Below are 12,177 nucleotides of genomic sequence, written 5' to 3' on the forward strand. Positions count from 1 at the left end.
GGCATTTTAGCAGCCGGGCGGGGGCACTCATCGCGTCAGGGCTTGCTCTTGTCCAGGTAGCGGAAGAACTCGTTCTTCGCATCCAGGACCAGCACGTCGCTCTTGCTGGAGAAGCTTTCGCGGTACGCCTGCAGGCTACGGTAGAACGCGTAGAAATCAGCGTCCTGCGTATAGGCTTTAGCATAGATGGCAGCCGACTGGGCATCGCCATCACCGCGGGTCTCTTCCGCCTCACGATATGCCTCGGCCAGCAGCACACGGCGCTGACGATCAGCGTCGGCACGAATACCTTCGGCCAGCTCGTTACCCTTGGCGCGGTGCTCGCGGGCCTCACGTTCACGCTCGGTGCTCATACGGTCGAACACGCTGCGGTTGACTTCCTTGGGCAGGTCGATGGCCTTGACGCGAACGTCGACCACTTCGATACCCAGCTCCTTGCTGGCCATGCGGTTCAGCGAAGCAGTGATGTCGCTCATCAGCGCGTCACGCTCACCGGAAACCACTTCGTGCAGGGTGCGCTTACCGAACTGGTCACGCAGGCCGCTTTCCAGACGACGCGACAGACGCTCGTCAGCGATCTGCTTCATGCCCGAGGTGGCGGTATAGAAGCGCTCGGCGTCCTTGACCCGCCACTTGGCGTAGGCGTCGACCATCACTGCTTTCTTCTCCAGCGTCAGGAAACGCTGGGTCGGGGCATCGAGGGTCATCAGGCGGGCGTCGAACTTGCGCACCTGGTTCACGTACGGGACCTTCACGTGCAGGCCAGGTTGGACGTCAGCCTTGACCACGCGACCGAACTGCAGCAATACCGCGCGTTCGGTTTGCGAGACGATATAGAAGCAGTTCCAGGCGACAACCCCAAGTACCACGGCGCCGATCAGGGCGAACAGCGATTTATTGCTCATCAGCGGCTCTCCCTGGAACGCAGCGGCGGTTGTTGTTGCAGGTCTTGCGCGCTACGCGCGGCGGCGTCGTTGACCGACGGCGATACACTGCTGACCGGCGCTGCACTGCTGCGGCTGCCTTCGACCATCTTGTCCAGTGGCAAGTAGAGCAGATTGTTCTGCCCGTCCTTGGCGGTTACCAGGACCTTGCTGGAGTTGCTGTAGACCTCCTGCATGGTTTCCAGGTAGAGGCGCTGGCGAGTGACCTCGGGTGCCTTGCGGTATTCGGCGACCAGTTTGGTGAAGCGGTCAGCCTCACCCTTGGCACGGGCGATGACTTCGTCGCGGTAGCCGTTGGCGTCCTCGATGATGCGCTGGGCCTGACCACGGGCCTCGGGCACCACGCCATTGGCGTAGGATTCGGCCTGGTTGCGGGCACGCTGCTCGTCTTCACGGGCGCGGATCACGTCGTCGAAGGCTTCCTGCACTTCACGCGGGGCTGCCGCGCTCTGTACGTTGACCTGGGTGACGGTGATACCGGTGCGGTACGTGTCGAGGAAGCGCTGCAGACGCTCGCGGATGTCCACGGCCATCTGCTCGCGACCTTCGGTCAGCACCTGGTCCATCGAAGTGGAGCCCACCACGTGGCGCAGGGCGCTGTCGGTGGCATGCTGCAGACTGACTTCCGGCTGGTCGACGTTGAGCACGAAGTCCTGCAGATTGCTGATGCGGTATTGCACGGTCAGCGGCACCTCGACGATGTTCTCGTCCTCGGTGAGCATCTGCCCCTGCTTGGTGTAGGCCCGCTCGCGGGTCACGTTTTCCATGTACTTGCGGTCGATCGGCGGGAAATAGATATTCAGGCCGGGGCCGACGGTCTCGTAGTACTTGCCGAAGCGCAGCACCACGGCCTGCTCCTGCTCGTCCACCACGTACACGGCGCTGTACAGCCAGATCGCCGCCAGCACCGCCAGGCCAACGCCCAGCAGGCCGAAGCCGCCACCCTTGCCGATATTGCGGTCACCGCCGCTGCGTTTCTTGCCACTGCCGAACATGCCGTTCAGGCTGTCCTGCAGCTTGCGGAAGGCCTCGTCGAGATCCGGTGGACCTTTCTTGTCGCCACCACCGCCGCCGCCATTACGGCGACCGCCCCAGGGATCCTGATTGTTCGAGTTGCCACCCGGCTCGTTCCAAGCCATAGCGCTCTCCATCTGATAAAGCAAAGACGCGCCCACGGCGCGCCGTCCAATGCTACAGAATGCCTGTCACCGCTGCCCGCCGACCTCGACGGGCATTTATTGCAAAGTGTGTTGCTCGACAAACACTTGCGGCTCCATGCCTTCGCGGCTGACCAGGCGATTCAACTCGATCCTGGGCAGTCGCACGCTCAGCAGGCTGCGCCCTTCTTCATCATGCTCTTCACTCTGCACAGCGCCCAAGGCAAAGAATTGCGCGCGCAGGCGGGCAAATCGTTGCTCCAGGCACAGGGTTCCGACATACAGGTCGTCCCCCAGCAACTCGGCAATCGCCTGGCCAACCAACTCCAGGCCACGTCCATCACGTGCCGATACCCAGACTCGCTGCGGCTTGCCATCGGCATCGCGCTGGATCTGCGGCTCGACATCTTCAAGCAGGTCGAGTTTGTTATAGACCTCGAGGATCGGCAAGCTCTCGGCCCCGATCTCGCCCAGCACCGCCAGTACCTGCTCGATCTGCTCCATACGATCAGGCTCATGGGCATCGATCACATGCAGCAGCAGGTCGGAGTTGCTCGACTCTTCGAGCGTAGCCCGAAATGCCTCGACCAGCTTGTGCGGCAGGTGGCGGATGAAGCCCACGGTGTCGGCCAGCACGATCGGCCCCAGGTCGGCCAGCTCAAGCCGGCGCAGGGTGGGGTCGAGGGTGGCGAACAACTGGTCCGCGGCATAGACCTCGGACTGGGTCAGGGCATTGAACAGGGTCGATTTGCCGGCGTTGGTGTAGCCCACCAGCGACACCGACGGGATGTCCGCGCGCTTGCGCCCGCGACGGGCCTGTTCACGCTGGCTGCGTACCTTCTCAAGGCGTGCCTTGATCTGGCGCAGGCGCACCCGCAGCAGGCGGCGGTCGGTTTCGAGCTGGGTTTCACCCGGGCCGCGCAGGCCGATACCACCCTTCTGGCGTTCAAGGTGGGTCCAGCCGCGCACCAGCCGCGTGCTCATGTGCTCGAGCTGGGCCAGTTCGACCTGCAGCTTGCCTTCGTGAGTGCGCGCCCGCTGGGCGAAGATGTCGAGAATCAGCCCGGTGCGGTCCAGCACGCGACACTCGAAGACGCGTTCGAGGTTGCGTTCCTGGCTGGGCGTGAGGGTGTGATTGAAAATCACCAGGTCGGCTTCGGCGGACTTGACCAGGTCGCGCAACTCCTCGACCTTGCCGCTGCCGATCAGAAACTTGGCGGTGGGCTGATGCCGCGCCACTGTTACCAGCGAAACGATATCGGCGCCGGCCGACAGCGCCAGCTCCTGAAACTCCTGCGGGTCTTCGCGCGCCTCAGGGTTCTGACCTTCCAAGTGAACGAGCAGCGCTCGCTCACCACCACCGTGGCGCTCAAAGAACAATGCAGGCTCCTACTTTTTTCAAGCGTTGCCTGGCTCGCTGTCGCCGTGCTCGGCATCGGACGGGCTTGGCAGACGAACCGGACGGGCAGGTACGACGGTCGAAATGGCGTGCTTGTAGACCATCTGGCTGACGGTGTTCTTCAGCAGCACGACGAACTGGTCGAAAGATTCAATCTGACCCTGCAGCTTGATCCCGTTGACCAGATAGATCGAAACCGGGACTTTTTCTTTTCTCAAGGTGTTCAAGTAAGGGTCTTGTAGCGAATGCCCTTTTGACATATGCCGCACTCCTGTAAGGATCAATAGTAGAAAAACAAGAAATTCGATGATTCATGCCGCCTTTCGTAAGAATAGACGGCTATAAGCAGGGACTCAGCTCAATATGGAGACGGCCCCAAGGTATTTCAAGGTGCGGGACAGATTGTCGCAGGCCAGGCTATCCAGCCAGTGCACGCCATCCCAGCCGCGCAACCAGGTGAACTGCCGCTTGGCCAGCTGGCGGGTGGCAATGATACCGCGTTCTTGCATCTCATTCTCAGTCAACTGACCGTCGAGATAGTCCCAGACCTGTCGGTAACCCACTGCTCGTATAGACGGCAGCCCCGCGTGCAAGTCACTTCTGGCTCGCAGCGATCGGACCTCGTCGACGAAGCCCTGTTCCAGCATCTGCGAAAATCGTAGCGCAATTCGCTGATGCAAAATGTGACGATCTGTAGGAGCAATCGCCAAACTCGCGACAGTATAGGGCAAATGCCCGCTCGCGCCTGCGTCTGCGCCGCGACTTTCCGCGAATTGACGCTGGCGGTGGGCGGTCATGCTCTCGCCACTCACCCGGTATACCTCAAGCGCGCGAATCAGGCGCTGCGGGTCATTCGGGTGGATACGCGCAGCCGATTCCGGGTCAACTTCAGCCAGCTGCCTATGCAGTTCGGCCAAGCCCAGCATACTTGCCTGCGCCTCGAGTTCGGCGCGCACTGCGGCGTCGGCCGGCGGCATGTCAGCCAGGCCATCGACCAATGCCTTGTAATAAAGCATGGTGCCGCCCACCAGCAGCGGGATCTTGCCGCGCGCGGTGATCTCGGCCATGGCTTCGAGGGCGTCGGTGCAGAACTGCTTGGCCGAATAGCTCTCGACCGGATCGAGGATGTCGATCAGCCGATGCGGGTAGGCGGCCAGGATCTCTTTCGAGGGCTTGGCGGTGCCGATGTCCATGCCGCGATAGACCAGCGCCGAATCGACGCTGATCAGTTCGCACGGCAACACCTTGGTCAATTCGATGGCCAGGTCGGTCTTGCCGGCCGCGGTCGGCCCCATGAGAAATATCGCCGGGGGTTTGCCACTCATTTCATCGCCCCCGCAGGAACAGCTTGTCCAAGTCGTCCAGGCCCATCTGGGTCCAGGTCGGCCGGCCGTGGTTGCATTGGCCGCTGCGCTCGGTGTTTTCCATGTCGCGCAGCAGCGCGTTCATTTCCGGGATGGCCAGGCGCCGGTTGGCGCGCACGGCGCCGTGGCAGGCCATGGTCCCGAGTAGTTCGTTCAGGTGCGCCTGGATGCGGTCGCTGGTGCCGTACTCCATGAGGTCGGCCAGCACGTCCTGCACCAGGCGGTTGGCCTCGGCTTGCTTGAGCAGTGCCGGAATCTGGCGAATCGCCACGGTTTCCGGGCCCAGGCGCTGCAGTTCGAAGCCCAGGCGCTGGAACCACTGGGCGTGCTCCTCGGCGCAGTCCGCCTCGCGCTGGCTCAGCGCCAATGACTCAGGCACCAGCAGTGGTTGGCCGCTCAGCCCCTCGCTGGCCATGGCCACCTTGAGGCGCTCGTACATGATCCGTTCGTGAGCGGCATGCATGTCCACCAGCACCAGGCCGACGGCGTTCTCGGCGAGGATGTAGATGCCCTTGAGCTGGGCCAGGGCGTAGCCCAGCGGCGGAATATCGCCTTGGCTCTCTGGCAAGGAAGCAGGCGCGGCGCCGTCCAGCGGCGCGTAGAACTCGCGGTACACCGCCTGGGTCTCGGCGACCGGCAGCGCCTGCGATGGACGCGGCGTGTATTGATACTGGTAACCCGATCCAGCGCCACTGCCCGCAGCGAACGACGGGCGCGGCTCGGCCTGCGCCTGCTCGAGCACAGGCGAAGCCAGGCGCATTTCACCCTGTGGACCGAACTCGCCAACCTGCTGCCCGCTGGGGCGGACGATCTCGCTGGCAGCGGCAGGCGCCGCCAGCTGGTCTTCCGGGCGCACGTCGGCCAAGGCGCGGTGCAAGGTGCCATAGAGGAAGTCATGGACCATCCGCCCTTCGCGGAAGCGCACTTCGTGCTTGGTCGGGTGCACGTTGACATCGACGCCGGTCGGGTCGCATTCGAGGAACAGCACGAAGGTCGGGTGCCGGCCGTTGAACAGCACGTCGCGGTATGCCTGGCGCACCGCGTGGGCCACCAGCTTGTCGCGCACGGCGCGGCCGTTGACGAAGAAGTACTGCAGGTCGGCCTGGCTGCGCGAGAAGGTCGGCAGGCCAACCCAGCCCCACAGGCGCAGGCCATTGCGCTCGACATCGATCGGCAGCGCCTGCTCGAGGAAGCCCGGCCCGCAGATGGTCCCAACGCGCCGGGCGCGAGCCATCTCGTCGGTAGCTTCGTGCAGGCTGAAGATGGTCTTGCCGTTATGGCGCAGGTGGAAGCCCACGTCGAAGCGCGCCAGCGCCAGGCGCCGGATCACTTCCTGCAGGTGATCGAATTCGGTCTTCTCGGCCTTGAGGAACTTGCGCCGGGCCGGCGTGTTGAAGAACAGGTCGCGCACTTCGACAGAGGTGCCGACCGGGTGCGCGGCTGGCTGCACGCGTGGGGTCATGTCACGGCCTTCGGTTTCCACCTGCCAGGCTTCGCTGGCGTCGGCGGTGCGCGAAGTCAGGGTGAGCCGTGCCACCGAGCTGATCGAGGCCAGGGCTTCACCACGAAAGCCCAGGCTGAGCACGCCTTCGAGGTCTTCCAGCTCGCGGATCTTGCTGGTGGCGTGGCGCGCCAGTGCCAGCGGCAGGTCGTCCGGCGCGATACCGCCGCCGTTGTCACGCACGCGCAGCAGCTTCACACCGCCCTGCTCGACTTCGACCTCGATACGCCGGGCGCCGGAGTCCAGGCTGTTTTCCAGCAGCTCCTTGGCCACCGAAGCCGGGCGCTCGACCACCTCGCCGGCGGCGATCTGGTTGGCCAGCCGCGGGCTGAGCAGCTGGATACGCGAACCGCCGCTCATTGCTGGGACGCCAGGGTGGTGGCCGGGATGTCGAGGTGCTGGCCGACCTTCAGCTCGTCAGTCTTCAGGTTGTTGCTGCTGCGCAGGGCCGTGACGCTGACCTGGTAGCGCACGGCGATCATCGCCAGCGTCTCGCCCGGGCGCACGGTGTGATCACGCGGCCCCTGGGCGATCTTGCCACTGTCGCGCAGCCAGGCAATGTAGGTGCCTGGTGGCGGGTTCTGCTGGAAGAACTGGCGCACACCGGTGTGAATCGAACGCGCCAACGCCTGCTGGTGGCTCTTGGTTGCCAGCTTGGAAGCTTCGTTGGCGTTGGAGATGAATCCGGTTTCAACGAGGATCGACGGAATGTCAGGCGACTTCAGCACCATGAATCCGGCCTGCTCCACCCGCTGCTTGTGCAGCGGCGTCACCCGGCCCATGTTGCCCAGCACTTTCTGCCCGACATTGAGGCTGGAGCTGAGGGTGGCAGTCATCGACAGGTCGAGCAGCACGCCGGCAAGCATGCGGTCCTTGTCGTCGAGGCTGACGTTGCCGGCACCGCCGATCAGGTCGGAACGGTTTTCCGTGTCGGCCAACCAGCGCGCGGTTTCGGAGGTCGCGCCACGATCGGACAGAGCGAATACCGAGGCACCGAAAGCGGCCGTGGACGGCGCGGCGTCGGCATGGATCGAGACGAACAGGTCGGCGCCCTTCTTGCGAGCGATCTCGGTGCGCTTGCGCAGTGGGATGAAGTAGTCGCCGGTGCGGGTCAGCTCGGCGCGGTAGCCCTTCTCGGTGTTGATCTGGCGCTGCAGCTCCCGGGCGATTTCCAGCACGATGTCTTTCTCGTGCTGGCCACGCGAGCCCGAGGCACCCGGGTCTTCACCACCGTGGCCGGCGTCGATGGCGACGACGATGTCACGCTTGCCAGCGGGGGCCGGCGGCAGCTTGATGGCCGGCTGCGCCGGCGTCACCGGCACCGCGGGCGTGGTAGCCGGCGGCTGCGGCGCGGGCGGCGGCGTAGGGTTACTGGCGGCGATGGCGTCGGCTTCCTGGTCGTACAGGTCGACCACCAGGCGGTTGCCGTACTGGGCGTTGGGTGCCAGGACGAAGCTTTTCGGTGAAACGGCCTTTTTCAGGTCGACCACCACGCGCAGGTCGGTAGGTGTGCGCTGGGCCGAACGCACGCTGGTGATCGGCGTGTTCGAAGTGGAAACGTTCAGCGGCGCGCCCAATGTGGCGCCATTGATGTCGATCACCAGGCGATCGGGTGCGGTCAGGGTGAAGACGCTGTGCTGCACAGGCCCGGACAGGTCGAAGACCAGCCGCGTGTTGTCCGGAGCGCGCCACAGGCGCATGCTCTTGACTTGAGTGACGGCCAGCGCGTCGACGGCCACCGCGGTCAGCAGCAGCCCAACGACGGCGACCAGTGCGCGTATGCGCATACCTTTCCCCACTTACTGTTTGAATGCTTCGGCCAGAACGGCACACCAGGATTCGCCGCGAGCCCCCTGCGGCGACAGGTTCAGCGAACGTCCGCCCGCTTGCGGGCTTATGGTAATGGTCAGGTCGGGCTTTGGCAAAACGCCCGCGCCTTTATCGGGCCACTCGAACAGGCACAGCGGATCGCCCTCGAAATAGTCACGGATGCCCATGAACTCGAGCTCTTCCGGGTCGACCAGGCGGTACAGGTCGAAGTGGAAGGCGCGAATGTCGCCGATTTCATAGGGTTCTACGACAGTAAAGGTCGGACTTTTCACCGGCCCGGTGTGACCAAGGCCACGAATCAGACCACGGGAAAGCGTGGTCTTGCCCGCGCCAAGATTGCCCTCGAGAAAGATCACGCCATGACCGCCGGTCACTTCAGCCAGCTTCGCGCCAAACGCGACGGTGGCCGGCTCGTCGGCCAGAAACAGGGTTAAACCTGACACGCTGAATGCTCCTCCAATAACGCTCTAATGACCGGGACCAGATCGCTGGCCGCCAGCCCTCTACCTTTTACTCCCAGGCGCTCGCCGGCACAGGCGTGCAGCCATACCCCCAGGCATGCGGCCTGCCACGCATCCAGCCCTTGGGCCAGCAACGCCGCCAAGACGCCGGTCAGCACATCGCCCAGGCCTGCTCCAGCCATGGCAGGATGCCCACGCCCGCACAGCGCCAGTTGTCCGGCAGGGTCGGCCACCAGCGTGCCGGCGCCCTTGAGCACGCAGACGCTGGCATGGCGGCGCGCCAGCTTGCGCGCCGCCCCGGGCCGATCAGCCTGCACGGCCTCGGTGGATATGCCCAGCAGGCGTGCCGCCTCACCCGGATGCGGCGTCAGGATGCTGCCGCTGGGCAAAGCCAGTGGCGCACCCGCCAGCAGGTTGAGCGCATCGGCGTCCCAGACCTGCGGCACGTGCACATGACTCACCGCCGACAACAGGCTGCGCCCCCAGGATGCTTGTCCCAGGCCTGGGCCGACCACCAGGACCGAGGCTCTTGCGAGCGGGCCCATCAATTCATTGGCCGAGGTCACGCCCAGCCACATGACTTCCGGCAGGCGGGCCAGTCCGGCACCGACATGTTCGGGGCGGGTGGCCACGCTGACCAGGCCGGCACCACAACGCAGCGCCGCCTCGCTGCTGAGCATCACCGCGCCACCGGTGCCCAGGTCACCGCCCACCACCAGCACATGGCCAAAATCGCTCTTGTGGGCGTCGGCGGCGCGTGGCGGCAACCTGGCCAAGGTCAGGCTGCTGAGCGGCATTGTGGGGTGTTTGGTCTGAGGCATGGGGTCAAAGGCTCCGATGTCTGGCAGAATTATACGCACCTGTGCCTGTAATGCCTTATCCATCCATGCCTGCCAATACTCCAGACATCGCCACACTGGCCCAATCGATCAAGGATTGGGGCCTCGAACTCGGTTTTGCCCATGTCGGCATCGCCGGGGTCGACCTTGGCGAGCACGAACAACACCTGCAGCGTTGGCTCGCTGCGGGCTACAACGGTGAAATGGAGTACATGGGCGACCATGGCCACAAGCGCTCGCGCCCGGCCGAGCTGATCCCCGGGACCTTGCGGGTGATCTCGCTGCGCATGGACTACCTGCCCGGCGACACGCAGATGGCCAAGCGCCTGGCGGAGCCGGAAAAGGCTTATATCTCGCGCTACGCCCTGGGCCGCGACTACCACAAGCTGGTGCGCAAGCGCGTGCAGCACTTCGCCGACCGTATCCAGGAAGCCATCGGCCCGTTCGGCTACCGCGCCTTCGTCGACAGTGCCCCGGTGCTGGAGAAGGCCCTGGCGCAAGAGGCCGGCCTGGGCTGGATCGGCAAGAACACCTTGCTGCTCAACCGCAAGGCCGGCAGCTACTTCTTCCTCGCCGAACTGTTCGTCGACCTGCCGCTGCCGATCGATGGCATACAGGGGAGCGATCATTGCGGGCGCTGCCAGGCGTGCCTGGATATCTGCCCGACCCAGGCCTTCGTCGGGCCCTACCAGCTCGACGCGCGGCGCTGCATCTCGTACCTGACCATCGAGTTGCGCCATGCCATCCCGGTCGAACTGCGGCCGCTGATCGGCAACCGGGTGTTCGGTTGCGACGACTGCCAGATCGTCTGCCCGTGGAACCGCTTTGCCAAGACCACGACCGAGGATGACTTCATGCCGCGGCGTGGCCTGGACAACATCGAGCTGGCCGAGCTGTTCCTGTGGGACGAGCCGCGCTTCCTCGCCCGCACCGAAGGTTCGCCGTTGCGGCGGGCGGGGTATGAGCGGTTCCTGCGCAACCTGGCGGTGGGGTTGGGCAATGCGCCGTCAACCATTCCGGTGCTGGAGGCGCTGAATGCGCGGCGGGATGATCCTTCTGATCTGGTGCGTGAGCATGTGGAGTGGGCGCTGGCGCGACACGGCGCGCTCTGACCATCTCGCTCTGCTTCTGCTTCTGCTTCTGCTTCTGCTTCTGCTTCTGCTTCTGCGATCGAATGATTAACCAACAAGCAAGCTAGCGACAGCTACGCCCGTCCAGGCGCCGCCCGTAACTTCGCGACTTCAGGAGGCTGAGCGCAGGCGTCTGGAGGGCCAGGTGCGCAGCACCCTTCGGCGTAGCCGAAGGCGCGAGATGTAGACTTGCGCAGCAAGTCGTAGGCCGCGCGGGCCTGGAAGGCGCCGGAGCGAAGGGACCCGGAGCGTAGCGGAGGGCCGTATGAATGGAGCGCAGCGTTTTTTGGTTACTTTTTGTCGCGTTTGACAAAAAGTGACCCGCCGTAAGGGCGGAAAGGTGACTTCGAGTCGCTATAGCAAATGGATATACATATAGCTGTAGAGACCTACTTAGCTTTGACTTTGACTTTGACTTTGACTTTGACTTTGACTTCCAGAGTATTGGTCTGAAGTCTGCGAGCATATCCATTGACGATAGAGACGCGGACTCACCTTTTCGCCTTTACGGCGACCTTCTTTTGCTCGCGGGCAAAAGAAGGCAAAAACCGCTGGCTCCGTTCATACGGCCCCTGCGCTTCGCTCCGGGGTCCCCTCACTCCGGCCTTGCTCCCGCGTGGACGCACTGAAGGGCCATCCATGGCCCATCAGTGCTCGACGGGCATCCATGCCCGTCGCCCCGCTACGCAAGTCCTACGTTCGGCCTCCTGAAGTCGCATTTGGCGGTGCCTGAACTATTGCGCACTTAGAAGCAAGATCAAGATCAAGATCAAGATCAAGATATATGAGCTAGTTATGTGGTGGCAGCTTCGCTGGCAAGCCGGCTCCTACAGATTTAGCAATAGGCCGATAGCATACGACCCCAACGTGAATCAATGCTGATCGTTGTAGTGGAACTTGGGCATTTCCCAGTGAAACCTGATCGCCAGTAGCCGCACCAGGAACCCACCGAACAAGGTCAGCAACATCGCCTGCTCCGCCGGCACCTTGAAATACACGCACCCCAGATAGAACCACGCCGCGGCGAACGACACGCTGGCATACAGCTCACGCCGGAACACCAGCGGAATGTCGTTGCAGAAGATATCCCGCAGGATCCCGCCGAACACCCCGGTGATCACCCCGCTGATCGAAGCGACCAGGAACCCCTGCCCCATCTCCAGCGCGGTCATGCAGCCGATCAACGTGAAAGCCACCAACCCCAGCGCATCGAGCACCAGGAACAGCGAGCGCAAGTGGCGCATCAACGGGGCGATGAAGATGGTCAGCAACGCCGCGAAACTGGTCAGCACCAGGTACTCCGGGTGTTTCACCCAGGTCAGCGGATAGTGCCCGAGCAGTACGTCACGCACCGAGCCACCACCCAGCGCGGTGACACAGGCGATCAGCACCACGCCGAACCAGTCCATGCCTCGGCGGCCGGCGGACAGGGCGCCGGTCATGGCTTCGGCGGTGATGGCGACGAGGTAGAGCATCAGCAACATGGTGCAGGTCCGTGCGGGAAAGGCGCGCAGTCTAACCAGTCAGGCGGGGCACCAAAAGGGGGCGCGCC

At 63.8% G+C, this 12,177-nt stretch carries 11 protein-coding genes and 1 pseudogene; 2 read left to right on the top strand and 10 right to left on the bottom strand.

Annotation, left to right across the window (positions count from 1 at the left end; genetic code table 11):
- Positions 1-35 precede the first annotated feature (35 nt).
- Positions 36-905 (bottom strand): protease modulator HflC, encoded by an 870-nt coding sequence (hflC, locus tag JYG34_RS23305; protein ID WP_011535945.1) that lies wholly within the window; start codon positions 903-905, stop codon positions 36-38.
- Between hflC and mprA the strand changes: the two genes are divergently transcribed.
- Positions 898-978: an MprA protease, GlyGly-CTERM protein-sorting domain-containing form gene (gene mprA / locus JYG34_RS26755; RefSeq protein WP_353620507.1), complete on the top strand. Its 81-nt coding sequence runs from the start codon at positions 898-900 to the stop codon at positions 976-978. The two genes, hflC and mprA, sit on opposite strands and share 8 nt — an antisense overlap.
- A 43-nt stretch (positions 979-1,021) precedes the next feature.
- Here mprA and hflK read toward each other — a convergent pair.
- The 8 genes and pseudogenes from hflK to JYG34_RS23345 all read right to left on the bottom strand — a co-directional run.
- A pseudogene (gene hflK / locus JYG34_RS23310) lies at positions 1,022-2,083 on the bottom strand (FtsH protease activity modulator HflK); the annotation flags it as partial.
- A 96-nt stretch (positions 2,084-2,179) separates the two neighbouring features.
- Entirely contained in the window at positions 2,180-3,481 is a 1,302-nt protein-coding gene (gene hflX, locus JYG34_RS23315) for a ribosome rescue GTPase HflX (protein WP_213658530.1), read from the bottom strand.
- Between the two features lie 18 nt (positions 3,482-3,499).
- The gene (hfq, locus tag JYG34_RS23320; protein ID WP_011535948.1) at positions 3,500-3,760 is read right to left on the bottom strand and encodes an RNA chaperone Hfq; all 261 of its coding nucleotides are present in this window, start codon (positions 3,758-3,760) and stop codon (positions 3,500-3,502) included.
- A gap of 93 nt (positions 3,761-3,853) precedes the next feature.
- Positions 3,854-4,825, bottom strand: a complete 972-nt coding sequence (gene miaA / locus JYG34_RS23325) for a tRNA (adenosine(37)-N6)-dimethylallyltransferase MiaA (protein WP_213658531.1) — start codon at positions 4,823-4,825, stop codon at positions 3,854-3,856.
- A 1-nt stretch (position 4,826) separates the two neighbouring features.
- Positions 4,827-6,725, bottom strand: a complete 1,899-nt coding sequence (gene mutL / locus JYG34_RS23330; protein ID WP_213658532.1) for a DNA mismatch repair endonuclease MutL — start codon at positions 6,723-6,725, stop codon at positions 4,827-4,829.
- The gene (locus tag JYG34_RS23335) at positions 6,722-8,152 is read right to left on the bottom strand and encodes an N-acetylmuramoyl-L-alanine amidase (protein WP_213658533.1); all 1,431 of its coding nucleotides are present in this window, start codon (positions 8,150-8,152) and stop codon (positions 6,722-6,724) included. The genes mutL and JYG34_RS23335 overlap by 4 nt, the downstream gene beginning before the upstream one ends.
- A 12-nt stretch (positions 8,153-8,164) precedes the next feature.
- A complete protein-coding gene (tsaE, locus tag JYG34_RS23340; RefSeq protein WP_213658534.1) occupies positions 8,165-8,638 on the bottom strand; it encodes a tRNA (adenosine(37)-N6)-threonylcarbamoyltransferase complex ATPase subunit type 1 TsaE in 474 nt (157 codons plus the stop codon).
- Positions 8,626-9,477 (bottom strand): NAD(P)H-hydrate dehydratase, encoded by an 852-nt coding sequence (locus JYG34_RS23345; protein ID WP_213658535.1) that lies wholly within the window; start codon positions 9,475-9,477, stop codon positions 8,626-8,628. The genes tsaE and JYG34_RS23345 overlap by 13 nt, the downstream gene beginning before the upstream one ends.
- 65 nt (positions 9,478-9,542) lie before the next feature.
- Between JYG34_RS23345 and queG the strand changes: the two genes are divergently transcribed.
- Positions 9,543-10,607 (top strand): tRNA epoxyqueuosine(34) reductase QueG, encoded by a 1,065-nt coding sequence (gene queG / locus JYG34_RS23350; RefSeq protein WP_011535954.1) that lies wholly within the window; start codon positions 9,543-9,545, stop codon positions 10,605-10,607.
- A gap of 890 nt (positions 10,608-11,497) precedes the next feature.
- Here the strand turns inward: queG and JYG34_RS23355 are convergent.
- Positions 11,498-12,109, bottom strand: a complete 612-nt coding sequence (locus tag JYG34_RS23355) for a trimeric intracellular cation channel family protein (protein WP_213658536.1) — start codon at positions 12,107-12,109, stop codon at positions 11,498-11,500.
- Positions 12,110-12,177 lie beyond the last annotated feature (68 nt).

The organism is Pseudomonas entomophila (genome assembly GCF_018417595.1).
GTDB lineage: Bacteria > Pseudomonadota > Gammaproteobacteria > Pseudomonadales > Pseudomonadaceae > Aquipseudomonas > Aquipseudomonas entomophila_C.